This window comes from Salinibacterium sp. SWN1162, from assembly GCF_015864675.1.
Taxonomy (GTDB): Bacteria; Actinomycetota; Actinomycetes; order Actinomycetales; family Microbacteriaceae; genus Rhodoglobus.
In genome coordinates this window covers 116,603-140,052 of the sequence record NZ_JADYWT010000002.1, presented here as the reverse complement: position 1 = coordinate 140,052, position 23,450 = coordinate 116,603, and the positions used below count along the sequence as shown (strand labels likewise).

25 protein-coding genes are annotated in these 23,450 nt (G+C 61.9%); 11 read left to right on the top strand and 14 right to left on the bottom strand.

Going from position 1 to position 23,450, the window contains the following annotated elements; translation table 11 throughout:
- The first annotated feature begins 128 nt into the window (after positions 1 to 128).
- The 3 genes from I6E58_RS10385 (at position 129) to I6E58_RS10375 (ending at position 1,701) form a co-directional block, all read left to right on the top strand.
- On the top strand, positions 129 to 599 hold the full coding sequence (locus tag I6E58_RS10385) for an Lrp/AsnC family transcriptional regulator (protein ID WP_197133306.1): 471 nt from the start codon (positions 129 to 131) through the stop codon (positions 597 to 599).
- 89 nt (positions 600 to 688) lie between these two features.
- The gene (locus I6E58_RS10380) at positions 689 to 1,372 is read left to right on the top strand and encodes a DNA alkylation repair protein (RefSeq protein WP_197133304.1); all 684 of its coding nucleotides are present in this window, start codon (positions 689 to 691) and stop codon (positions 1,370 to 1,372) included.
- A gap of 53 nt (positions 1,373 to 1,425) precedes the next feature.
- Positions 1,426 to 1,701 carry a DUF1905 domain-containing protein gene (locus tag I6E58_RS10375; RefSeq protein WP_197133302.1) on the top strand — a complete coding sequence of 92 codons (276 nt, stop codon included), beginning with the start codon at positions 1,426 to 1,428 and terminating at the stop codon, positions 1,699 to 1,701.
- On the opposite strand, the gene I6E58_RS10370 is transcribed toward I6E58_RS10375, so the two are convergent.
- The 5 genes from I6E58_RS10370 to I6E58_RS10350 all read right to left on the bottom strand — a co-directional run bounded on the left by I6E58_RS10370 (position 1,698) and on the right by I6E58_RS10350 (position 4,780).
- Positions 1,698 to 1,976 (bottom strand): hypothetical protein, encoded by a 279-nt coding sequence (locus tag I6E58_RS10370; RefSeq protein WP_197133300.1) that lies wholly within the window; start codon positions 1,974 to 1,976, stop codon positions 1,698 to 1,700. The two genes, I6E58_RS10375 and I6E58_RS10370, sit on opposite strands and share 4 nt — an antisense overlap.
- A gap of 18 nt (positions 1,977 to 1,994) precedes the next feature.
- Positions 1,995 to 2,183, bottom strand: a complete 189-nt coding sequence (locus tag I6E58_RS10365) for a hypothetical protein (protein ID WP_197133297.1) — start codon at positions 2,181 to 2,183, stop codon at positions 1,995 to 1,997.
- Between the two features lie 23 nt (positions 2,184 to 2,206).
- The gene (locus tag I6E58_RS10360; protein ID WP_197133295.1) at positions 2,207 to 2,905 is read right to left on the bottom strand and encodes a response regulator transcription factor; all 699 of its coding nucleotides are present in this window, start codon (positions 2,903 to 2,905) and stop codon (positions 2,207 to 2,209) included.
- Positions 2,902 to 4,203 carry a sensor histidine kinase gene (locus I6E58_RS10355; RefSeq protein ID WP_197133292.1) on the bottom strand — a complete coding sequence of 434 codons (1,302 nt, stop codon included), beginning with the start codon at positions 4,201 to 4,203 and terminating at the stop codon, positions 2,902 to 2,904. Before I6E58_RS10355 ends, I6E58_RS10360 begins: the two co-directional genes overlap by 4 nt.
- A 118-nt stretch (positions 4,204 to 4,321) precedes the next feature.
- Positions 4,322 to 4,780: a DUF1801 domain-containing protein gene (locus I6E58_RS10350; RefSeq protein ID WP_197133290.1), complete on the bottom strand. Its 459-nt coding sequence runs from the start codon at positions 4,778 to 4,780 to the stop codon at positions 4,322 to 4,324.
- Between the two features lie 141 nt (positions 4,781 to 4,921).
- Here I6E58_RS10350 and I6E58_RS10345 point away from each other — a divergent pair, with 141 nt between their 5' ends.
- Entirely contained in the window at positions 4,922 to 5,413 is a 492-nt protein-coding gene (locus I6E58_RS10345; protein ID WP_129073019.1) for a MarR family winged helix-turn-helix transcriptional regulator, read from the top strand.
- A complete protein-coding gene (locus I6E58_RS10340; RefSeq protein WP_231595506.1) occupies positions 5,410 to 7,077 on the top strand; it encodes an MDR family MFS transporter in 1,668 nt (555 codons plus the stop codon). Before I6E58_RS10345 ends, I6E58_RS10340 begins: the two co-directional genes overlap by 4 nt.
- A gap of 47 nt (positions 7,078 to 7,124) precedes the next feature.
- Here I6E58_RS10340 and I6E58_RS10335 read toward each other — a convergent pair whose 3' ends face one another.
- Positions 7,125 to 8,174 (bottom strand): low specificity L-threonine aldolase, encoded by a 1,050-nt coding sequence (locus I6E58_RS10335; RefSeq protein WP_231595505.1) that lies wholly within the window; start codon positions 8,172 to 8,174, stop codon positions 7,125 to 7,127.
- A 289-nt stretch (positions 8,175 to 8,463) separates the two neighbouring features.
- On the opposite strand from I6E58_RS10335, the gene I6E58_RS10330 reads away from it, so the two are divergent.
- The 3 genes from I6E58_RS10330 to I6E58_RS10320 all read left to right on the top strand — a co-directional run bounded on the left by I6E58_RS10330 (position 8,464) and on the right by I6E58_RS10320 (position 10,260).
- Entirely contained in the window at positions 8,464 to 8,775 is a 312-nt protein-coding gene (locus I6E58_RS10330; protein WP_197133288.1) for a PLDc N-terminal domain-containing protein, read from the top strand.
- Between the two features lie 159 nt (positions 8,776 to 8,934).
- On the top strand, positions 8,935 to 9,201 hold the full coding sequence (locus tag I6E58_RS10325; RefSeq protein ID WP_197133287.1) for a hypothetical protein: 267 nt from the start codon (positions 8,935 to 8,937) through the stop codon (positions 9,199 to 9,201).
- Positions 9,202 to 9,345: 144 nt separating this feature from the next.
- Positions 9,346 to 10,260 carry a cation diffusion facilitator family transporter gene (locus tag I6E58_RS10320; protein WP_197133285.1) on the top strand — a complete coding sequence of 305 codons (915 nt, stop codon included), beginning with the start codon at positions 9,346 to 9,348 and terminating at the stop codon, positions 10,258 to 10,260.
- Positions 10,261 to 10,295: 35 nt separating this feature from the next.
- Here I6E58_RS10320 and I6E58_RS10315 read toward each other — a convergent pair whose 3' ends face one another.
- From I6E58_RS10315 to I6E58_RS10290, 6 genes are all read right to left on the bottom strand, one after another.
- The gene (locus tag I6E58_RS10315; protein WP_197133281.1) at positions 10,296 to 11,531 is read right to left on the bottom strand and encodes a polysaccharide pyruvyl transferase family protein; all 1,236 of its coding nucleotides are present in this window, start codon (positions 11,529 to 11,531) and stop codon (positions 10,296 to 10,298) included.
- Positions 11,528 to 12,508 (bottom strand): glycosyltransferase family 2 protein, encoded by a 981-nt coding sequence (locus tag I6E58_RS10310; RefSeq protein ID WP_197133278.1) that lies wholly within the window; start codon positions 12,506 to 12,508, stop codon positions 11,528 to 11,530. Before I6E58_RS10310 ends, I6E58_RS10315 begins: the two co-directional genes overlap by 4 nt.
- An 85-nt stretch (positions 12,509 to 12,593) precedes the next feature.
- Positions 12,594 to 13,577, bottom strand: a complete 984-nt coding sequence (locus tag I6E58_RS10305) for a lysylphosphatidylglycerol synthase domain-containing protein (protein WP_197133275.1) — start codon at positions 13,575 to 13,577, stop codon at positions 12,594 to 12,596.
- Positions 13,574 to 14,656: a nitroreductase family protein gene (locus I6E58_RS10300; RefSeq protein WP_197133272.1), complete on the bottom strand. Its 1,083-nt coding sequence runs from the start codon at positions 14,654 to 14,656 to the stop codon at positions 13,574 to 13,576. The genes I6E58_RS10305 and I6E58_RS10300 overlap by 4 nt, the downstream gene beginning before the upstream one ends.
- 76 nt (positions 14,657 to 14,732) lie before the next feature.
- Positions 14,733 to 16,223, bottom strand: coding sequence for a hypothetical protein (locus I6E58_RS10295; RefSeq protein ID WP_197133269.1), 1,491 nt, complete (start codon positions 16,221 to 16,223; stop codon positions 14,733 to 14,735).
- The gene (locus I6E58_RS10290; protein WP_197133266.1) at positions 16,220 to 16,804 is read right to left on the bottom strand and encodes a hypothetical protein; all 585 of its coding nucleotides are present in this window, start codon (positions 16,802 to 16,804) and stop codon (positions 16,220 to 16,222) included. Before I6E58_RS10290 ends, I6E58_RS10295 begins: the two co-directional genes overlap by 4 nt.
- A 242-nt stretch (positions 16,805 to 17,046) precedes the next feature.
- On the opposite strand from I6E58_RS10290, the gene tdh reads away from it, so the two are divergent.
- From tdh to I6E58_RS10275, 3 genes are all read left to right on the top strand, one after another.
- Complete coding sequence (tdh, locus tag I6E58_RS10285; RefSeq protein WP_197133263.1) at positions 17,047 to 18,072, top strand: L-threonine 3-dehydrogenase; 1,026 nt, start codon at positions 17,047 to 17,049, stop codon at positions 18,070 to 18,072.
- A gap of 58 nt (positions 18,073 to 18,130) precedes the next feature.
- Positions 18,131 to 19,312: a glycine C-acetyltransferase gene (locus I6E58_RS10280; protein WP_197133258.1), complete on the top strand. Its 1,182-nt coding sequence runs from the start codon at positions 18,131 to 18,133 to the stop codon at positions 19,310 to 19,312.
- Between the two features lie 122 nt (positions 19,313 to 19,434).
- Positions 19,435 to 20,466 carry an NADPH:quinone reductase gene (locus tag I6E58_RS10275; RefSeq protein ID WP_197133255.1) on the top strand — a complete coding sequence of 344 codons (1,032 nt, stop codon included), beginning with the start codon at positions 19,435 to 19,437 and terminating at the stop codon, positions 20,464 to 20,466.
- Between the two features lie 24 nt (positions 20,467 to 20,490).
- On the opposite strand, the gene I6E58_RS10270 is transcribed toward I6E58_RS10275, so the two are convergent.
- Together I6E58_RS10270 and I6E58_RS10265 are read right to left on the bottom strand one after the other, a co-directional pair.
- The gene (locus I6E58_RS10270) at positions 20,491 to 22,530 is read right to left on the bottom strand and encodes a glycoside hydrolase family 13 protein (protein WP_197133252.1); all 2,040 of its coding nucleotides are present in this window, start codon (positions 22,528 to 22,530) and stop codon (positions 20,491 to 20,493) included.
- On the bottom strand, positions 22,530 to 23,450 hold the full coding sequence (locus I6E58_RS10265) for a sugar ABC transporter permease (protein WP_197133249.1): 921 nt from the start codon (positions 23,448 to 23,450) through the stop codon (positions 22,530 to 22,532). Before I6E58_RS10265 ends, I6E58_RS10270 begins: the two co-directional genes overlap by 1 nt.

Below are 23,450 nucleotides of genomic sequence, written 5' to 3'. Positions count from 1 at the left end.
TTGCTCAACCCTGTCAGAAATTCTGTCTTTTGTGGAAAAGTCAGAATATTGATCGGAAAATAGTTCGCAAAGGCCTCATTTTGTGCCAAAATTGCGTTCAATCGCCCCTCCAGCCGAAGGATCTTCGAGTGACTGACGAACTTGACCCGATCGACACGAAGATCCTTACCCTTCTCTCTCGGGATGCCCGGATGAGCAACGCGGCGATCGCGAGCACCGTCGGCATTGCGGCATCCACCGCTCACACTCGCATCAAGTCGCTTTTCGACCGCGGCCTCATCACGGGGTTCCACGCCGCGCTGAACCAGGCGAAGCTCGGTCGCGGGCTGCAAGCGATCATCGGAGTCTCGCTGCGCCCAGGTGCCCGCCAAGAGAGCATCCAAGCCTTTACGGAAGAAATTCGTCGGCTGCCCGAAGTGATTCAGCTGTTCTTCGTGGGTGGCGGGGATGACTTTCTCGTGCACATCGCGGTCGAGAACTCGTCAAAGGTTCGACTGTTCGTCGTCGATCACTTGTCGGCCCGCCACAGCGTTGCCTCCACCAACACGAGCATGATCTTCGAGTATCACCGCAACGCGGTCGCCACCGACTTCGCCTAAGAGTTCTCTCGCGCTCCGCGGATTCTTCGCTGGTTCGGCACTTCAACCACTGTCGGTAGGCTGCAACGAAGCGAAGTCAGGAGCGAACCATGGCAAAAAACTCTGACACTCGTGCTGCCGCTCTTGTCGCTCAGCTACACGCTGAGGGCGACCCGCAGGCTAGGGCTGATCTGGGGCGGCGTTACGGCATCCAGACCGACAACGCCGTCGGCCTGTCGAGGGCCCGAATGAAAACGATCGCCGCGGCCCTAGCCCCTGATCACGAGCTCGCACTCTCTCTGTGGGCGACCGGTCTCTACGAGGCTCGAACTATCGCAACGTACATCGACGATCCACGTCTCGTCAGCGTCGATCAGCTGGATACGTGGTGCGCTGACTTCGACAATTGGGCGATCGTCGATGGTGCCTGCTTCACCCTCTTCGATAAAGCGCCCGACGCGTGGTCACGACTCGAACCGTGGGCAGGAAGCGATCGCGAGTTCACGAAACGCGCTAGCTTCGCACTGCTGTGGGCGCTTGCACTGCATGACAAGGATGCCGCCGACTCGCTCTTTTCGGATGCCCTGCCGCTGATTGAGGCGAACGCACATGATCCACGACCGCTCGTCACGAAAGCGCAGACCATGGCGCTGCGGGCGATCCTTCACCAACGACCACAGCTCCGGCCAGAAGTCGATGACCTTGTTAACCGCCTCGCACTGTCGACGGATGCGCCAACACGACGAGTGGTGCGCCCCATCGTGAAAATTCTGCATTCGACCGGCGGCGAGTAGCTGGCGCCCAGCGATTGCTTGGCTACAGCAGTCGCGCTGAATAAGCTTGCTGCATGCCCGAGAACCTCGACTTCAGCGCCACTATCGTCAACCCCGAATGGATGCCAAGCTGGTCGGTCATCGAAGTACCCGTGTCGAAAGAGTTCTTCGGAACCGGAAAAACGGTCAAACCGAACACCACTGTTGACGGAGTGGCGGTGACTTCCGCACTCATGCCCACAGGGCAGGGTGGCCACTTCATCTCAGTGAGTGCAGCGTTACGCAAGAAGCTCAAAAAAGACGTCGGCGACGAGGTGCACATTCACATCGAGCGCGAGCCAATCGCCTAGAACCGGTCGTAACGCGGGCTCGTGAGCGGCCAATCGCGCGCGATCCACGCTGGCACGAAGTCATCGAGGACGGCTTCGAGGTCGGTGCCGACGTTCTCGTCGCGCACCCACCACGAGATGTCCGCATCCGCCTCCGGTGTTTCGGCGGGGTCAATGTAGACACAGCCGATGAGCTCCGTCTCGTTCGCGTCAAAGAGCGCGAAGTTGAATGACTGGTTGATGCGCATCTCGTCGGCATGCCGCTGCAGGTCGGCGCGGTCCTGCTCGGCGGTCATTGTGGCTGGCGGCCAACCTCAGGCCTCGCCATAGATCGACCACAGTCGTTCCCGCGAACCCTTCACCGCCTCCATATCGAGCTCGGTCTCGGAGGCGCGGATCGGGCGGAGGTGGTGGCCAGTCGGCAAAGCGACCTGGGTCGGATGCTGCCAGCCGGGCGGCAACCACGATTCAGCTGAGGGTGACGTGCCACTGGGATCAGCCATGGGGCCCTTCCTAGCTGGACGCTCTATCGCAGTAGTCCATTCTCGTACGCATGCGCGACGATCTGTACCCGAGAGGCGAGCGACAGCTTCGCCAGAATGCTGCGGATGTGGCTCTTCACTGTCGTCTCCCCGATGTACGCGGTTTGCGCGATTTCTGCGTTGCTCAGCCCCCGCGCCGCCAACAAGAAAACTTCCTTCTCGCGCACCGAGAGAACATCGATTGCTTCGGCGACACGCTCGCGCTGCACCGATGATGTTTGCGCTCGGATGAGGTCTACCGTGTCACTCGCAGCGATCACCGACTGCCCGGCGTGCACTGCCCGAATCGCTGCAAGGATGAACTCTGGAGTCGCATCCTTCACTAGAAACCCCTCGGCGCCAGCCTGAATCGCGCGGACCACCGCCTGATCACGCTGGAAGGTTGTCAGCATGATGATCTTCGGGCCCAGTTGGGGTGCTGACCCTTCACTCGCTTCACGTTCTCCCGCGGCCTCGACGAGCGCATTCATGATGCGCGACGTCGCCTCGATGCCGTCGAGGAGCGGCATCCGAATGTCCATCAACAGAACGTCGGGGTCGACCTCGCTAGCCAAGGCGACCGCCGCTTCTCCGTCGTAGGCGGCCCCCACGAAGGCGAGGTCGTCCTGTGACTCAATCAACATCTGGATACCCGAGCAGAACAACTGGTGATCGTCAGCTATCGCAACACGAATGGGGCTCATCGAGCGGCCACCTCGTCTGCAACCAGCGGCTTCTCGTAGCGTTCTCCGTCACCCGGGTTTTCCTCGCTGGTTGAGGGAATGAACGCGGTGACGAGATAGACATCACGCTCATCAGCGGCACCCGTCGTGAGCCACCCGCCCGCTAACCGTGCACGCTCGCGCATTCCGTACAGCCCCCGAGTCGTGCGCGGAGCGGCCTCCGCGACCGAATCGTCGACCGCCGGAGCACCTGTCGAAGAAACGCTCAACGCCAAACCCGGCCCGCGCCAGTCCAGGGTGATGCGTGCCGAGGGTTCCCGCCCGGCATGCTTCAGAGCATTGGTCAGCGCTTCTTGAACGATTCTGTACACGGCGAGTTGCTGGCCAGGCGTGAGCGGTCGAGGGTACCCAAAACTCTCGATCGTGGCGGCAAGCCCGGCCCCGCGCATCCGTTCAACCAGTTCGTCGAGATTCTCGATCGTAGGGTTCGAGTGGCCTTCAGGCTCAGAGACTAGCGACTCGATAAGAATACGAACCTCGGAGAGGGAAGAACGCGCTGATCCCGCGATCCGCTCTAAGGATTCCCCGATCGCGTCTGGCCGTTGCGGACCAATAAAACGAGCACCATCCGCTTGGGCGATGATCACTGCGAGCGAGTGAGCCATGATGTCGTGCACGTCCTGTGCGATACGGTCGCGCTCCCGAGACACGATGAGATCGATCTCGGCAGAGTGGAGTTCCTCGACGGTCGCACCGAACTTGGCATCCGTCTCGTGGAGTTGCCGCGAAGACCGAAGCCCGGAAGCAACTGCCCACGTACCGATCGCACAGGCAAGGCTTGCTGCGAGCACGAGAAAGAACGTCTGATGCACCGGAAGGCTCCCGAGGAAGCGTGACCCGACCCAGGCTGGCCAGCCGGCCCCGTCAGAGAGAAGTGGCACCCCCGTGAGTAGCGCGCACATCACGGCGTACGACAGCATTATCGGAAGCGCCACAAGACGGATTCGCTTGTGCGCGCTCGAGCTCACGATGAAACACGCAATCACAATGCCGAAGTAGACAGGCCACGTCGTCTCGCCATAGCGGGCAGGCGAGAAGGCAAGCTGGAACAGCAATACAGCGCCCGGAAGCAGAATCGCCACATGCGGAAATGCCCTTGCCAGGCCGATCGCTGCGGCAATGATGGCGAGGGTGAACGGGTATGCGGGCCACGGAGCGCCGATGGTGCGACCGGTCTCTGCGAGGATCCAGAGTACGTAAAAGACCACCGCAATGGTCGGCTCGAGCAGCCAGCGATACTTACGAAGAGTAATGAGCATGTGGCAATGCTAGGTGCGCGACTCAGAGAGAACCTCAGGAATTGACGGAGATCATCCCAACGGAGGAGGAAGGTCGCCTCTAGGGCGGAGCGTTAGCGCGACTCGACTGCGGCGGCTGCTAGGCACGTCGCAGATGGTAGGTCAGCGCCTGCCGCACGCACTCGCGCAACTCATCGACCGGCACGCTGTCGCCGACGGTGAACAGCACCGCGCGCTCGCCCTCGTAGGCGAACATGTCGCCGAACTGGGCGCGAAAGTCGTTTACGAGATTGGTGCTACAGATGAAGAACATCGCGTAGTCGTGCGCTGATTTCGCGTTCGTCGGCGCAATGCGAATCGTGCTGCCGCTGCGCGTCTCCTTGGTGAGATACGCGGGCTCTCCCCACTTGAGCGATTCGGTGATCGCACCAACGCCCTCGGTTTCGGATGCCGTAGCCAGAACCAGCTCACGAAGCGCGAGTAGCTCGCTGCGCATTGGTTCCGGGTAGTCGCCGAAGGTCGCCGCGACCTCGGGCGGCATCGCCGCACGATTGTCGCCTTCCCCAGCTTTTGCAATCGTCCTCGCGATTTCGGTCATTGCTCGACGCTACTCCCCATCCACCCGACCAACATAGGGAAACAGGGAACGCGAGACCGCCGCAAAAAACGCATTCACTCAGTTAGTTGCTTAAGGTAAGGAATATAGTTACCCTCGCTAAGTACTTAAAGGAGTTGAGACTTGTTAGACAACACGGATGCCACCGCCATCCTCACGGGAATGGTGACGATTAGCCGCACCTTCCGCAAGTCTGCCCAGCGCAGCCGCGAGCGCAGTCTCGCCGGCACCAAGTACGGCTTTCTGCGGCACCTGTTGGAGGGCGATGCGCGCCTCGGCGAACTCGCCCACCAACTGGTTGTATCGGCTCCCGTTGCCTCCCGCGCAGTGGAAGCACTCGAAGCCGATGCCCTCGTCGAACGTCGCCCCGACCCCGCTGACGCCCGTGCGGTTCTCATTTCCATCACCGAGCAGGGACGCACCGCACTGGCCGAGGGCGACAGCCGCATCATCCGCAAATTTGCTGCAGCTCTTGACGACTGGACCCCCGAGGAAGCCGAGCGCGCCGTCGCCCTGCTTGCTGTTCTGAATGACCGGCTTGCAGAGGTTCTGCAGCCCACCGATACCCCTATCGACACAAAAACACACGAAGACGAAGACGAGAACAACGAATGACCGCACCCACCCGCGCCACCACGCCATCCCCCGATCAGCCCGGCGCCGCCTACACCCACCGCGAAATTCTGCAGGTGATGACCGGCCTTCTCGCCGCGCTCTTCACCGCCATGATCTCCACCACGATCGTATCGACCGCCCTGCCGACGATCATTGCCGAGCTCGATGGAACCCAGCGCCAGTACACCTGGGTCATCACCTCGAGCCTGCTCGCGATGACCATCACGACCCCGATCTGGGGCAAGCTCTCTGACCTCTACGACAAGAAGCTGCTAACCCAGCTCTCCATCGTCTTCTTCTTGGTCGGCTCCATCGCCGCCGGTTTCGCCGGATCTATCGGCGTTCTCATGATCGCCCGTGCCCTACAGGGCATCGCGATGGGTGGCCTCACCGCTCTCGTGCAGTCCATCATGGGCTCGATCATCGCGCCTCGAGAGCGCGGACGCTACGCCGGCTACATGGGTGCCGTCATGGCGGTCGCTACCGTCTCCGGCCCGCTGCTCGGTGGCATCATCACTGACTCGCTCGGATGGCGTTGGTGCTTCTTCGTAAGCCTGCCGCTGGCCGTCATCGCCCTCATCGTGCTGCAGCTCAAGCTCCACCTTCCCGCGAACACCCGCGGCAAAACACGACTCGACTACCTCGGCGCCGTTCTCGTCTCGATCACGGCAGCCCTGCCCATGCTCTGGGTCACCTTTGCGGGCAACGATTACGACTGGATCTCGTGGCAGTCGGGCGTCTTCCTCGCTGCCTTCCTCCTCATCGGCTTCTTCGCCGTTGTGGTTGAACTGCGCGCTCCCGTCCCCATGATTCCGTTGCGCTTGCTCGGCAACTCCACCACCATCTGGATGATCGTCGCCAGCGTGGGCATCGGTGTCGGCATGTTCGGCTCCGGCATCTTCTTGACGCAGTACTTCCAACTCGGCACTGGCGCCACTCCCACGCAGGCCGGCCTCATGACCATCCCGATGATCATCTCCCAACTGCTTTCCGCGACGATCGGTGGCCTCATCGTGAGCCGCATCGGTCGTTGGAAGCCCGTCATGATGGTCGGCAGCGTTCTGCTTCTCGCCGGCCTCACCGGTCTCGGCACCGTGACCCACGACACCCCTTACTGGACCGTCTCGATCTACATGGTCCTCATGGGCATCGGCATCGGTGGCCTCGTGCAGAACGTTGTTCTTGCGGTTCAGAACACCGTTGATGTGAAGGATGTCGGCTCCGTCTCTGCTGCCGTCGCCTTCTTCCGCTCCCTCGGCGGCGCTGTCGGCGTGACGATTCTCGGCGCGGTGCTCACGAACCACGTCAGCAGCAACATCGTGGACGACCTTGCCGAGATCGGCGTTGACCCCAGCGCCCTCTCGAACGGTTCGGGCGAAACCAGCCTCGACATCACCGGACTCCCCGAGGTCATCCAGACAGCGTTCCACCACGCCTACGCGGATGCCTTTGGTTCCGTCTTCATGATTGCCGCGTTCGTGACGGCAACGTCGGTGATCGCGATTGCGGTAGCGCGCGGCTCGATGCTGCGCACCACGATCGGCATGACCCCCACTGCCGAAGCGGATGCCACCGGCGAGACCGCCGACGTGGAAGCGGAGCTAGCCGCAGAGACCGAGAACGACGAGCGGCCCACCGACAGCAGCGCGCCCGAGAAGGACTAAGCGAGCTCGTGGCGGCTAGCTGCGAGCACAGCGCTTAACGCCTAGCGCTAAGCGAGCTCGCGAATGGCCGCCACGAAGGCGTCGATGTCCGCGGCCTGGTGGGCGAACGAGACAACGATGCGCACGACTCCGGACTCCCAACGGTTGGCGTAGAAACCAAAACCGCGCTCGAAGAGTGCTGCAGTGAGTTCGTCGGAGAAGAGGGCGAAGAGGATGTTGCTGCCGGGCTCACTGGTGACGGTCACGCCGGCGACATCTGCGATTCCGGCGCGCAGGCGAGCCGCCATCGCGTTGGCTTGGCGCGCGTTGTCGAACCAGAGATCGTCGGTCAGATACGCGTCGAGCTGGGCTGCCTGAAAACGCATCTTCGAGGTGAGCTGCCCGCCGCGCTTGTGACGGAATGACAACTCGGTAGCGAGCGTCGGGTCAAACGAGACAATGGCATCCGCCGTGAGGGCGCCGTTCTTGGTGGCGCCGAACGAGAGCATATCGACGCCGAGCTTCCAGGTCATCTCCGCCGGGCTCACGTCGAGCGCAACAAGCGCGTTGGCGAAGCGGGCACCATCCATGTGGATGCGCAGGCCAGCCTCCCGCGCGATACCCGTCAGCACGCGCAGTTCGTCAATCGTGTACACGCTGCCGGTCTCGGTGACCTGGGTGATGCTGAGCACCGATGCCTGCACGCTGTGTACATCGCCCAGCCCGACCTTCACCGCTGCCCGCAGCTCGTCGGGATCGATCTTGGAGTGCTCGCCGCCGAGCAAGACAATCTTGGAACCGTCAGTGAAGAACTCGGGTGCCCCGGCCTCATCGTTCTGAATGTGCGCGTCACGGTGAGCAAGAATGCTGCCCCACGGTCGGGTCAATGCTGCAAGCCCGATGCCGTTGGCTGCCGACCCCGTGCCGACCGCAAAGACGTCGAGCTCACACTCAAACGCAGCGGCCATCTTCGCGCGCATCTGCGCGGTGAGCGGATCATTTCCATAGGGTGCAGCGGGGCCCGCGGATGCCGCAACCACGGCATCCAGAATCTGCGGTGAGGCGCCGGCAGCATTGTCACTCAAATAGCCGCGCAGGATGGAATCGGTCGAGGTCATGGCAGCTTTCTAAAACGAGAAATAGGGAATGCCAATCGGATATACCTCGGGCCTTGAACCACAGGTACTTCGTGACGGGAGCGCCACCGCAGAAAGCGCCCCAGTCGAGTGTTCGGCAACGATCAGCACTGCTCCGATCCACCCTTAGTCGATGATAACTCCCGCTACGTCAGAGCGGATAGCGCTCCCGCTGCCGCGGTGCGATCCTGCAGCTTTATTGCGCCAGACGCGGCTCGCGACGCCCGTTTGAGGGCTAGGGCGCAACACTTCACCCCGGTATCCTTGAAATATGAGCATCCTTACAGCAGTCAGCAACAGCGGGCCCGACGGGTCGACGGCAATCGCGGTCATCTTCATGATGGTGTTTTGGGTTGCCTACGCCGGCGCTTTCATGATCTTCGGGCTCGTTTCCCTTGCCGCCTCTGTGCTCGCTCTGGTCTCCCTTTATCGCAATCGCGACAAGCTTCGCGCAATCGAGCTTGCCGCTTGGGTCGGTATCTGCCTGCTCCTCACCATTCTTGGTCCACTCAGTTGGTTCCTTATTGGGCGGCGAAAGATGCTCGATGACTCTCGCGCAGAAGAGCAGTCGCCCTCCGCCTGAGCCACAAATGTTACAAACATCGAAAACGCGCGAATGAAGGCTCGACAGATCGCTTCGTGAGGAGTTGAATCAATGTCAGAGCACAACCGCACTGCAGCGGGATGTTCCCTCGCAGTGTCTGAGGTCTTCAATAGTGTGAACTCGAAGGAGTAGAAAACTATGACGATTGCCACGCCCCGGCCGACCGAAGGTTCAACAGACCGCGCCCGTCCAGCTATTGCCTGGACGACCGTGCAAGCGGGCCTCTGGATTGGCAATGCCGGCGGTGAATTCGCGGGCATGATCGAACGCAGTAGCGGCGGTGACTTTCTCATCACCGACCATCGCGCTCACCCGCTCGGCACCTGCGCCACTCTCGACGAAGCGAAAGCTCGCCATCAGCGGCAGTTTCAACTGAGCCAGTCAGCGCTCAAGGCCAGCATCTAGCGCCGCCCGCAGCACGGCAGCCTGCAGTCGCCACCCGCCCAGCGCGGCCAACTAGAATCGCCGCATGAGCAGTTTCACAGTCGAGTCCGCAACGGGATTCGTTTCGTCGAACCCGCTCCGCTGGCTGACGACCGGGGGCAGCTAATGGGCGCCGGGCACGACCACGGCGCAGCGACGACGAACCGCACGCGGCTGCTGATTGCCTTCATCATCACTGTCGGCGTCGTGATCGCTCAAGCCATCGGCGCCGTCGTTACGGGCAGCCTCGCTCTACTCGTCGATACCGCGCACATGCTCACCGATTCCGCCGGACTATTCATGGCGCTCATCGCGGCCGGCCTCATGCAACGCCCGGCCACCAATAAGCACTCCTGGGGTCTGAAGCGCACAGAAGTGCTGAGCGCGATGGCGCAGGCAACGTTGCTTTTCGCCGTGGGCATCTACGCGCTCGTTGAAGGTGTGCGCCGCCTCTTCGACCCGCCAGAAATCCAACCCGCCGGCCTCCTGATTTTCGGGATAATCGGCCTTGTCGCGAACGTCGCCGCCCTCATCGTGCTCACCGGCGGCCGCAACGCCAACCTCAATATGAAGGCCGCTTTTCTGGAGGTCGTGAACGACGCGCTCGGCTCCGTCGGCGTTATTCTCAGCGCCATCGTGATCGCACTCTTCGGCTGGTACCAGGCGGATGCTGTGGTCGGCATCCTGATCGCCATTCTGATTGTGCCCCGCACCATCATTCTGCTGAAAGCCAGCCTCGGGGTGCTGCTGGAATCCACGCCGAAGGGCATCGACCCCGCAGCAGTGCGCGCGCACATCATGGAAATGGATCACGTCACTGACGTGCACGACCTGCACATCACGCGCATCTCATCCGACCTGCCCGTACTCACCGCGCACGTCATCGTCGATGACTCCTGCTTTCGCGATGGTCATGCGGCCGAGATGCTGCCCGCGCTGCAAAAGTGCGTCGCCGAACACTTCGAGCTCAGCATCGAGCACTCAACTTTTCAGATTGAACCCGAAAGTAACATCACCGAAGAGCACGTTCACCACCACTAACGGTGGCTCGGTGCAGCTAGCCAGAACGAGGCGGGCTAGGCGGTGCGGTCTGTCACAATCGCGGCGATAAGGTCGGCCTGCGCGAGCGAACGCGCGCGGACGGCGGGCAAGTGCTTCTGCAGCGAAGCCGCAACCTCGACGCGCACTTCAGCTAGCTGTTCGAACCGCTTCACGAGGGCACCCAGCTCTGCTTCGCTGTGAGGCATTGCCCATTCCTCGGCATCAAACATCTCGAGCACTTCTTGATATTTGTGGCTCCACCCAATGACGAGAGTCGGCACGGCCATGGCGAGGGCCGACACCATCGCGTGAAAGCGGCTAGCAACGAAGAGATCGCATTCTCCGATGATGTAGCGCAGCTGCTGCGAGGGAAGCTCGGCGTCGATGAAGAGAAGGTTCTCATTCGCCCCCACGCGCTCGAAGACTTCGCGGCACAGCGGTAAGTCGTTGTTGTGTGTCTTGGTGGATCCATCACGAGCACTGTGCGGCAGAAGAACGACCTTGCGCCCCGACGCCAGAAGGTGCGAAACGAAGTCAGCCGTCTGGCCGATGTAGTCGCCGTCACGAGCATCGACCTTTTTCTGTAGGACAACACTCGGCGACAAACCCACGACCGTACCCGATTCAAAGAACGAGAGGTCGAACTTCTTCGACACCTCGGCGCGCTCGGTGCCGTCAAGTTCCAGCGAGAACGCGTAGTCGGCGCCCGCGACAAGGTTCTTCAGCCCCAGCCCCTCGGCGAACTCGTGTGTTTTTGCGCCACGGGTCACGATGGTGTGCACCTTGGGCAAGAAGAACCGTGCGGCGCGACGGTTCACCGGATTCGTGAAGGGCCCGATGGCTTGAGCACACTTGAACACCGGAGTCTTGACGAAGAGCGCCGGGAGAATGGATGCCACATTGTAGAGAAGAAACTTTTCGCGACCGTCGGTGAAGGTAATGCCGCCCTGGTCGAGCAGCACTTGCGATCGAGCCAAGGCACCGATCGCCTTCGAGCGTTGACGCAGGAGCGGGCGCAGCGGCGGCAGGATGCGGTAGAGCAGCGCCAGCGAGTTGATCGTCACGCCGAGCTGCCGCGGCTGGGCCGCCACAATATCGAGATTGTCGTAAGTGTTCTGGGCGCGGTCTTCTTCGGGATACATGCTGAGAAGCGTGAAAGTAACGCCGGGCACGCGCGGGCTCAACGTTTGAATCGCACTTTCCAGCATCGCAGAGGCGCCCTTATTGCCCGCGAGCGCGGAGCCAATGATGGTGATGTGGGGAGCGGTCATGCGAGTGACTGGCCCTTCGTTTTCATTGCCGTGTAGCCGGGCCCAAACTCGATTCGTTTGGTGCGTTCCATTGAGTCTTCGAGCAGAATGCGGTTGATGCGCATGAGGTCAGCGAGCAGCCCGAGCGCAAAGCTGAGGAGTCCGCCCACCAGTAGCGCGGAACCGAGAATCAGCGACTGAATGTGATCGCCCGTCGTTCCAGACAGCCACAGGATCAGGTAACGAACGAAGGGAATCAGCGACGCGATCGTTAGCGCAGTGCCCAAGGGCAGGAAGAACGCGAGCGGACGGAACATGAGGTAGCTGCGAATGATCGCGCGCGCGGACTCCCCCACGTGCTGCCACATCGACGAGAACAGTCGCGACTCGCGAGTCTTGGCATTCGTCTCGATGGGAACGCTTGCCAGACGCATTCGCTTGTGCCCGGCCTGAATGATTGTTTCCATGCAGTAGCTGAACTCGGTGACGACGTTGAGGCGCAGCAGCGACTCCCGCGAGTAGGCCCGAAAACCGCTCGCGGCATCCGGAACATCAGTACCCGCAGCCATGTTCACGACGCGGCTGCCGAAGCGCTGAAGTAGTCGCTTGAACGGCGAAAAATGCGCGATGGTGGCCGTTTGACGGTCGCCGATGGCGATGTCGGCCGCTCCGTTCATCAATGGTGCGATGAGGTCGGGGATGCGGTTTTGAGGGTACTGGTTGTCACCGTCGGTGTTGACGACAATGTCAGCACCGTGGGCGAGCGCATAGCTCACACCGTCGGAGAAGGAACGGGCGAGCCCACGATTACCCGGATGGCGCACGAAATGAGTGACGCCATGTGCTTTAGCGACCTCGATGGTGCGGTCGGTCGAGCCGTCATCGATGACAAGGATGTGCAACTCGTCCACGCCGGGAATCTCGCGCGGAATCGACTCCAACACCAGAGGAAGAGTCGTCTCTTCATTCAGGCACGGGATCTGAACAAAAACTTTCACGGGAAAACCAGCTCCAGAGGCGAAAAGGGTGTGGTGCGAACCTTAGAGGGCGGAGGTAAACAAACAACGCTCACGCGGGAGTGCATCACGCATCCCGACTGAGCTTAGGCGGTTGACGCTTGAGCCACAGGGTCAGTACTCCATACAACAACGCGACCACGGCATCCGCAACGGTGCTGAGCAATCGGGCTAAGAGTGACAGGATGACGGCCTGCGCCGGCGTCATGTACTGCAGAGCGAAAACGAAGATCACTGCTTCACGAACACCGAGTCCGCTGGGCACGAATACCGCCAAGATTCCGATTGCGCCGGCGAGCACGTAGGTCGCGGCCAATGGCAGCCACGCTGATGGCTCGAGGTCGAGGAACGATGATGCCACGAGCACAAAGCCGACGCCGTTGATAATGCGCGGGGCGACGAATCCTACGAGGTAGCCGCCGACCGCGGCCGGGGGCAGGAAGTACTCGCGCGGAAGCTCTTGTTTGAGGATCCGCTTGGCGCCAAAGTTGAGCACCGGATGAAAAAGCCGACGATCGAGAACCATCAGAAGCGGGATGAGCGCCAGGATCGGGAGCAACACCGTGACGGGGTTGTCTTGAAAAATGACGAGCCCCACGCTGACAAGCAAGATTGCGGCACTCGGCACGATCGACGACACCTGCAGGAACACGTTCTCGTAGATGAACGAGATCACGATGACGCTGCGGCTGATGCCCTGCTTCTTACCCCAGATCACTTTGTTAAGCAGGGAGCCGACTTGGCCGGGGACGTACTTGAGAAGCCACGATGCTGAATGCACCGCCATCGCCTCGCGCGGTGTCACCGTGGTTGCCGGGCTCAGCCTGTTGACGATTGCGCCCCAGAGCAATCCTGAGACCGGAACGGCCACCGCAAACAGCACCACGGCCGCCACCATGAGCCAGCTGAACTGCAACTGCTGAGCCTGAACCTCAGCCCAGTTGTCGGCGAGCGCCCGCCAAAACAGCACTGCCACCAACGACAGCACTACGACGGTGAGGCCCCAGCGCACCAGACGCTTGCGCCGAGGCGGGGATGACGGCGCGGTCATCGCATCTTGTTGTACGAGCGGAAGGTGTCGAGTTCCTTCTTTTGCGAGTACGGCACGAGACCGTCGGGGTTGGCGTACCCCACGGCGATCAGCATGATCACGCGATCGGTCACGTCGAGGCCAAGAGTTTTCTGCATCTTCGCTTCGAGAGGCTCAAAGTCTGGCCAGTTGATCACGCTCGAGCTGAGCCCGACAGTCTCGAGACCGTACATAAAGGACATTGCTGCCAACGACGAGTCGATGTAAATCGCGTGGCGGTCGCGTGGGCTGAAGTAACTCTCGAGCTTGCCGACAACGACGACGATGGTCGGTATGTTCTGTGCGTAGCCCGCCGCTCCGAACGGCAGCCCGGCTACGGTCTTGACCATCTCCGGGTCATCAAACACGCGGAACTCGTAGGGAAGACGGTTGCACGCCGTGGGAGCTTGGCGCCCAATGATCAGCGCCTTATCGACCAACTCGCGAGGTACCGGCTTCTGTTCGAACCAGCGCACCGAACGACGTTGCATCGCCAGCTCATGCAGCTGGTCATAACTGATGTCGGAGAGGTTCTTCTTGGCATAGGGCACTTTGGTGGTGTCGGCAGGGGTGTAGCTCAGTGCAGAGAAACGGGCGCGGGCAGCATCCACGACCGGGTCGATGCCGGTGCTCACCCGAAAGTACTCGGCGAGAACGTTGTGAGCCCATTCGACTTCACTGGTTTCAAGCGAGGCCGGGTCTGTCGAGCATTGGTGGGCCGCTAGTTCGTAAAACTCAACCGTCTCGGTGATGTAGTCGCGGGCAAAAACGTCGCGCCGCGGCATCATGATGATGCCCTTTTCGAGGCGGTGGATGTTGCGGCGAAGCTCTACCCGCGAAGTGCGGTCCTGATTCTTGTTGCGGTAATAGTTGCGGCGGCCGCGCAACACCGCAGCTTGTTCGCGGTTGAAGGCCAGAAACGAGAACATGTAGAAGAAGTGCGCCAGAATTCGGCTTGATCCGAACGTCTCGAGGAACACCCGATTGACGAGTTCGTAGGTCTTTCGAATCCACGTGATCGCCAACAGCGTGGTCGCGATCGTCTTCAGTTTCTTCAGCAAGTTCTCTCCGCACTCCGTAACGCACACCGGCGTCGCCCCCGCTGAGCTAAACACGGGCACCCGAACGCCACAGCAACTATATCGATGGGGAGTCTCCGGGGACCGCAGCGGCAACCGGCACTGCGGCGGTGCTCGACACCGCAGCGGTGGAACGACGACGCCACTTGCCGACGCCCAGAGCAATAAGCACGTAGAAGAGCGCCACCGGGATGAGTTGAATCCACATGCGGTTGAGGGAGTCTCCGTCGCCCACGCGATACGCGGCGTCACGCAAGTACGCCAGCAGGAAACCCAAAGGGATGAAGCTTGTCAGCGGAAAACGCAAGTGAACGCTGTGGGGAACAGCGATGAAGGAGGCCAGCACTAAGAGTGCCGCGATAAAGACCAGTGACAGCCCCCACGAACCGGCGCCCTGCACGACATTCGCGAACGTGGCGGTGAGACTGTCTCTAAGAATCTGGGGGTTGCGAACCACGAGCACGAGAAGGGTCAGCCACAGCATGCCTTCGGCGAGCAGCAAGAAGAGGCGACCGCGCGTCATGAGCGCGTTCCATCTGAGCAGGGGGATGACGGCAAGAACTGCGACGCCCAGCCCCAGGATGCCCCAGATCTCGAACCCCACTGACTGTTGCTGCGCGAGGTAGATCGCCGCCATGAATGATTGCCATCCAATCGTCGCGACGCCTAAGACCGCCAGCAGAACCGACTTGTGCAGTCTGCTCACCGAGCCATCGAAAATGATCGGTAAGAGCATCAGGATGACGAGAATTGACGACTCTGCTCGAATGAAAATGAGGGCGCCGACGGCGAGGCTCATCGCGGTGATGAGCGCGGTCTTGCTCACGGAGTCGCAGGAGACGAGCATCCAACCGCCGCCGACCACGACGAGCATAAACAGGGCAAACAGCAGGTGCCCGTTGAGGTAAAAAGCATGGAAAACGAAACGGTTCATCGAGACGAGGAACAGTAGTCCGGCGCCGATCAGCAGTAAGAGCGCCCGCTTGCTCAGGCGCGTCGAGAGCGATTGCCACACCATCCACCCGAGCACAGCAAGCACGAGTGCCGAAATCAGCGGCGTAATCGACTGCACGTACAGCTCACCGCCGAGGTTTGCCACCGCGTGAAGCCCTGGCACTCCAATGAGTCGCTTGGGCAACAGAGCCGTCGAAGCGATCGTGATGTTGTTGCTCGCGATCAGAGAACCGTTGAGCAGGTAGTTAAGACTGTCGTTTGACCACGCCACCTGAGGCATCGCACGGAAGAACGCAACGGCACCGATCACACCAGCCACGATGATGCCTGCCCACAGCGGGCGAAGTGGAAGGTCAGCACCCTGGGCGCGGCGCCAGCCCCACAGTGCGACCGGGAGAGCAACCGTCAGAATCAGAGTGAGAAGCGGCGAGCTTGTAATGGGCGTCAGAACCTGAAATGCCGTAACGCAGAGGTAAAGCGCGAGGCCGGTGACCGCTCCGAGAATAGGAACGCCGAGCCCGCGGGCGCCGGCCACCTGAATAAGAGCAGAACCCCCGAGAATCAGTGACAGAACGAAAACGACTTCAAGAATCATTCGCTGAGCCCACCGTTCGGCAGAAGGCAGTTATCGACAACGACGAGCGCCAATCCGCTGTCGCTTTGCGTGTCGGCGGCAGTCTCAGCGTCGAGGGGAAGATGGCCGATGGCGAGTTGCGGGGCCGAATCGTCGGAGCAGTCTCCACGAATATAGAGCCAGTCTTCGAGACGGTGGCCGTGGCCGTCACTGACGATTCTCTCCACCGAGATGATCTGTGGGTTCGCGCGGAGTTGCTCAAGCGTTGTCAGAGTGTGCAGAGAGTCTGAGGCGAGCGATACGGAGCGGGCTTCGCCGAACCCCAGGATGAAGGCTCTCAAACTCACCAAAGCGCTCTCATCATCGGCAGAGACGAGAACGGTGGCATCGGGCTGTTCTGCGGCGATTGCCCACGACAGACCGTAAGCGCGATTGACGGGAGCGCTTCGGGACGAGATGTCGACAATATCCGAGCTCGGCTTTCGATTAATCGCCTCGTAATTTTCGGGGGCGACCTCATCGATCCCCGCGAATTGAACAACGTTGGCGACAATGGCGATCGCGAGCACGCCCATCATCGTTAGCCGTGCGGTACCCATCACGCGTTCAGTATATAGATGACAAATTTCGTTCTGGGGTCGCATATTGAGCCGCGATCTCTGCGATGGTTACGAAGATTTCGGCAGCGAACAGCTCCTTCAACTTATGATTTGTAAGACGCTCGCAGACAAGCCGCCCTCGAACACAAGAGGCAGCCCCTGAAACACAGCAGCGGACACGTCGAATGAGGTGCGCCACAAGCGCACACCACGCGCAGTGTCGCGCCGCCTGAGAGGAATCAACGATGAAAGCCCTCTACAAGGACAAGGCCGGACCAGGCCTCGTATTGGCCGAACGCCCCGAACCAACCCCCGCTCGCGGCGAGGTAAAGATCAGGGTCGCCCGCACCGGAATTTGCGGCACTGACCTGCATATTGAATCGTGGGATGCGTGGGCCGCCGGCGCCATCAACGCTCCCCTCATTCCCGGCCACGAGTTCTCGGGGCACGTCGTTGAACTGGGCGAAGGAGTGACCTCAGTCGAGGTCGGCGCCCTCGTCTCTGGTGAAGGCCACGTCGTCTGCGGGCACTGCCGCAACTGCCGCGCTGGTCGCCGCCACCTCTGCAAATTCACTTCAAGCATTGGGGTCAACCGTGACGGCGCCTTCGCCGAGTTCGTCGTTATTCCCGAACAGAACGTGTGGCAGCATCCGCTCGATATCGACCCCGAACTTGCCGCGATCTTTGACCCCCTCGGCAACGCCGTGCACACCGCACTGTCGTTCCCCATGGTTGGCGAAGACGTGCTCATCACCGGTGCCGGCCCCATTGGACTCATGGCCGCCAAGGTTGCGCGTCACATTGGGGCCCGCAATATCGTGATGACCGACGTCAACGAACAGCGGCTGCAACTGGCCCGCGAGATGGGCGTGAACCTCGCGATCAACGTGTCGACAACGCGCATCGCCGAAGCCCAAGAGCAGCTCGGCATGAAAGAGGGCTTCGACATCGGGCTCGAGATGAGCGGACATCCCACCGCCCTGCCCGAGATGATCAGCAACATGAACCAGGGCGGCCGCATTGCGATGCTCGGGCTGCCTGCCGAACCCATCGGCATCGACTGGGCCACCGTCGTGACCCACATGATCACGATCAAAGGCATCTACGGCCGCGAAATGTTTGAGACTTGGTACGCCATGAACGCCATGGTGCACACCGGTTTGGATGTCTCGGCTGTCGTCACCGACCGCTTCCCCGCCGAACAGTGGGAAGAAGCATTCGCGACCGCCCGCCGCGGCAACAGCGGCAAGGTCATCATCGACTGGTCGTAGCCGACCACCCCACTTCGGCTGTGCAACTGCGGCCACCCCGAATTTAGAGGAGAACGACATGTACGGAACAGTTCGCGAACAACTCAACGACACCCTGAGCGAGATTCGCTCCGCTGGCCTCTACAAGGTCGAACGCCAGCTCGACACCGCGCAAGCTGCCCACGTTGAGTCGGCGGGCAAGCCGGTGCTCAACTTTTGCGCCAACAATTACCTTGGTCTGGCTAACCACCCGCGCCTCGTCGCTGCCGCCAAGGATGCCCTCGACGAGTGGGGCTTCGGGATGGCGAGCGTGCGCTTCATTTGCGGCACCCAGACCCAGCATGTTGAGCTCGAGAACCGGCTTTCGGCACTGCTGAGCATGGAGGCGACCATCCTGTTCCCGTCCTGCTTCGACGCCAATGGTGGCATCTTTGAGGTGCTGCTCGGCGCTGAGGATGCCGTGATTTCGGATGAGCTGAACCACGCGTCGATCATCGACGGCATCCGTCTCTCGAAAGCAGCTCGCTACCGCTACAAGAACCGCGACATGGCCGACCTCGAAGCGCAATTGATTGCCGCGAAGGGTGCTCGCCGCCGCCTCATCGTCACCGATGGCGTCTTCTCGATGGACGGCTATCTCGCCCCCCTCGAAGCGATCTGCGATCTCGCCGAGCAGTACGACGCCATGGTCATGGTCGACGACTCGCACGCTGTCGGCTTCGTCGGCGAGACCGGAGCCGGAACGCCCGAGCACTGCGGCGTCTCCGACCGCGTCGACATCATCTCGGGCACGCTCGGCAAGGCCCTGGGCGGAGCATCCGGTGGCTACATCAGCGCCCACACCGAAATCGTGGAGTTGCTGCGCCAGCGCGCACGCCCGTACTTGTTCTCGAACGCCGTTGCACCCTCGGTGGTTGCCGGCTCGATCGAAGCCCTCAACCTCGTGGCCGAAGGGGCCGAGAGCCGGGCTCAGTTGACGGCGAATGCGGAACAATTCCGCAGCGGAATGGCCGAGGCCGGGTTCACGCTACTGCCCGGCGAGCATCCGATCATTCCGGTCATGTTCGCTGACGAGCACGAAGCTGTGGCGATGGCGGATGCCCTGCTCACGCTTGGCGTGTACGTGATCGCCTTCTCGTTCCCTGTCGTGCCGCTCGGGAAGGCTCGTATTCGCGTGCAGCTCTCCGCCGGACACTCGAGCGAGGACATCAGCCGCTGCGTTGAGGCATTCGTGGCCGCGCGCGAGTCGATCGCCGTATAGCGGGGCGGCCGAGCGGCCGAGCGGCTTAGCGAAGCAGCCCAGCGAAGCGGATTCTCGCGTCGGGCTGGCTCGAGCTCGGCGGTTCGGGAAATTTCTCGAACGGCGATCACGTTGTGTTCGGCATGAGAGCAATTGTTTACACCGAGACCGGCGACCCCTCCGTACTTCAGCTAGTCGAGAGGCCCGTGACCGAACCCGGGCCCGACGAAGTGCGCGTGCGCATTGTGGTCAGCGGAGTGAACCCCACCGACTGGAAGTCACGCCGCGGTGCGGCATCCGGTCAGGCGTTGCCCTTCGACGAGGTTGTTCCCGGCCAGGATGGTGCCGGCATCGTTGAAGCAGTCGGCGATAACGTGCGGAATGTCAGCGTTGGCGACCGCGTGTGGCTGGCCCTCGCGGCGTACCAACGCTCGAACAGCGGCTCCAGCCAAGAGCGGGCTGTACTGCCCGCCGAACGTGTTTTCGCGTTGCCCGCGAGCGCAAGCTTTGATCAGGGTGCGAGCATGGGGGTTCCTGCAATCACTGCTTACCGTGCTCTGACCGTGGCCGAAGATGGGCCCGACGCACTGCATCCGACCGCTCTCAGTGGCAAGGTCATTCTCGTTGCCGGTGGTGCCGGTGCCGTGGGTCATGCAGCCATTCAGCTTGCGCGCTGGGCGGGCGCGACCGTCATCACAACCGTGAGCGGGCCGGCCAAGGCAGCCCTCGCCACAGCCGCCGGTGCCCACTATGTGCTTACGTACACCGACGCCGACATCGTGGAGCAGATCCGCGCAATCGCGCCGGATGGTGTTGACCAGATTGTTGAGGTGGCGCCCGCCCAGAACGCGGACCTCGACCTCGCGGTCATCCGCAACCGAGGCTCCATCTCTGTCTATGCCAACAATGGTGGTGACGAGATGACACTCGATGTGCGCCGCCACTTCGCCCTCAACGTGCGCTACCAATTCGTGTTGCTCTACACAGTCGGCATCGACGCGATTCAGGCTGCGGCGGCAGCAATCAACGTTGCCCTCGGCGATGGCGCGCTCGGCATCGGTGACGAAACTGGCCTGCCGTTGCACCGCTTCTCTCTGGAGCAGACGGCGGATGCCCACGCTCTCGTCGAGAGCGGAGCCGTCGGCAAGGTGCTGATCGACGTTACGGCGCCCTAGCCGCAACGCCAGCGAGTACGTGACTTAGCTCGCGGCGGGGTGCTCGACGCCGGGAAGAATCCAGATCGCGCAGGTGCGGGCGGCCGCCGAGAGCGTGAGCCCGGCGGCGGCGGATGCCAGAGTCGCGTCACCGGAGAGGAACGCGGGAGTCGCGGCATCCGTCCCGCTTGCGGCGCGCCCGGAAGCAGCCCCGTCGGAAGCGGTCGTCGCCGCCAGCTCAACACCGATCGCATTAGCCGGCAACGTCACGGTTAGCGGCGAGCGCGCCACAACGACGAGAGCGGTGGCGTCGGCATCCTCGCGCACGAAGACGAGCGCGTCATCCGCAACGTGCAACCAGCGCAAACCGCCGTGCGACAGCGTGGGCAGCTCACGCCGCAGCGCGATCAGCTGGCGGTACACGTCCAGCGTGGGCGCGACGCTCGGGTCAGTTTCGGTGCCCCAGGGAATGGGCGTGCGCGACATTTCGCCGTCGTCGCCGCTGAGGCCGAACTCGTCGCCCGCGAAGACGACGGGCACTCCCGGCAGCGTCACCGAGAGGGCGAGAGCGAGCGGAACGTTCTCCGCGGGTGCGTGCGTGCGGAACCGCGCGGTGTCGTGGGTGTCGAGGGGGTTCATGTTTCCGAGCCGGATGCGCCACGGAATGCTCGCCGTGAACCGTACCGTCATCTCCGCAAAGTCGCGGGCGCTGTAGTTCGGGATGCCACCGATGGGCTGTCCGAAGAACCACGCCTCGGGGTCGATCGAACCATCCGCCGTGACATGGGAGGTGTCGCCGGGTTCGGTGAGCCAACCCCACACCGGGCGCGTGAATGACGGATACGTCATCGCCCCGTGCCAGGCATCTCCCTGCAGATCGCTCGCGGCATCGTTCGTTGACTCGGCCAGCAGCACGGTATCCGGATTCACTGCTTCCATCGTGCGGCGCGTGATCTGCCGCACTTCCTCGTTGAGATCCTCGGCACCCATCCGGCCGGTCATGTTCGCGACATCCACGCGCCAACCGTCGAAGTTGTAGGGCTCCTTGAGCCAGTGGGCAACCACCGAATCGTCGCCCTCGATGAAGCGGCGACGCAGCTCGGCAGAGTTCCAGTTGAACTTCGGCAGGCTTGGCGTGCCCAACCAGCCGACATACTCGGTGTGCTCGTCATTCGTGAAGTAATAGAAGTCGCCCTCGGGGGCCTCCGGCTTTGCGAGCGCGGCCTGGAACCACTCGTGCGCATCGCCCGAGTGATTTGTCGTGAGGTCGCCGATGACCTTGAGGCCGCGAGAGTGGGCCTCCCCCACCAGACGGATCAGCGCCTCGCGCCCGCCCAACAGTTCATCAACATCCACGAAGCTCGACGCGTCATAGCGATGATTCGAGCGCGCCGGAAAGATCGGGGTCAAATACAGCATGGTCACACCGAGGTCGGTCAGGTGATCAAGGTGTTCGGTGATGCCGTCGAGGTCTCCCCCGTAGAACTGCTTTGAGCGGCCGGGCAGCACAGGGTCAACCGGCTCGTCCCAGCGCGCGGCGATGGCCCACTCGGGCTTGTCATGAGAGTCGGCGGCGGATGACCGGGCAAAGCGATCGGGGAACACCTGGTACATCACCGTCTCCGCCAACCACTCGGGGGCAGCGGGAGTCGCGAGCAGTGCGAAGTCTTCGGCGTCGAGTGTCTCGAGCGAGTGCAGTCCGCTCTGGTTGAGCCACTCGATGCGGCCAGCGTTGCCATGACCCGCTGGCGCGGCGGTACCGTCAGCGGCAGCACCGTCAGTGGCCGCACGGTCCGCGGCAGCACCGTCAGCGACAGCCTCGTGCACGAGCAACCAGCGGTAGCCGTGCCGCGGGTTCTCGACAACAACCTCGGCCTGCCACCAGTTCCAGCCGGCGGCAGTGCCGGTGAGGCGGGCATCCGTCCAGCGGGGTTCGTGATCGGGATTCTCGCGCACCCGCACTGCCTTCAGCGGACCGTAGCCGATGGGCACTCGAAGGCGCAGAGTGACGGTGTCGCCGAGCGCGGGCGTCTGCGTCGAGACGTGCAACGCTGAGCCGTCGTGGTGTGGGTGCAGGGCATCCATTACTTCACGCTTCCCGCGGTGAGACCGCCGACGATGTATTTCTGCAGGAACAAAAACAGCGTCATCACGGGGATGGCCGCGAGTACGGCACCGGCGGCGAAGATGCTCCAGTTGCGCGAGAACTCCTGAGACACGAATTGGTAGAGACCAACCGCGAGCGTCTGCTTGTCGGGGTCGATGAGCACGATGCTCGCGATTACGAACTCGCTCGTCGTGCCGACGAACGACAGCAGTCCAACGACCGCCAAGATCGGCGCAACGAGGCGCAGGATGATCGTGAAGAAGATGCGCGCATGACCCGCGCCATCGATTTTCGCCGCTTCGTCAATGGATGACGGAACAGTGTTGAAGAACCCGTACATCAGGTAGGTGTTCACGCCGAGTGCGCCACCGAGGTAGACCATGATGAGGCCGATCTGGCTGTTGAGCCCGATCGCGGGGAAGATTTCGGAGATGCCGGAGAGCAGCAAGAAGATCGCGACGACCGCGAGCAGCTGTGGAAACATCTGCACGAGCAGCAGCGTGAGCAGCCCGACGCGGCGGCCGAGGAAGCGCATGCGCGAAAACGCATATGCCGCAAGAGCGCCGAGGAAGACGGTGCCGAGCGATGAGATACCGCCGATCAGCAGGGTGTTGCCGAACCACGCCGCGTAGGGCTGTTGGGGGCGGTTGAAGAGATCAACGTAGCTCTGAAAGCTGAAGTTGGAGAACAGCGAGTTGGCCGTCACGAGAGTGCCACCCGGGTTCAGCGAGGCGCTGAACACGTACAGCAGCGGGAACGCAGCGAAGATCGACATGACGATTCCGATGAGGTGACGCCAGCCGGTTTCGCGGAAGTAGCGCTTGAACGGCCGCTTCGGGTGGCCGACGACGACGTGCGAGCGCACTGCGGCATCCGAATTCTGAGTTGTTGTAGTCAT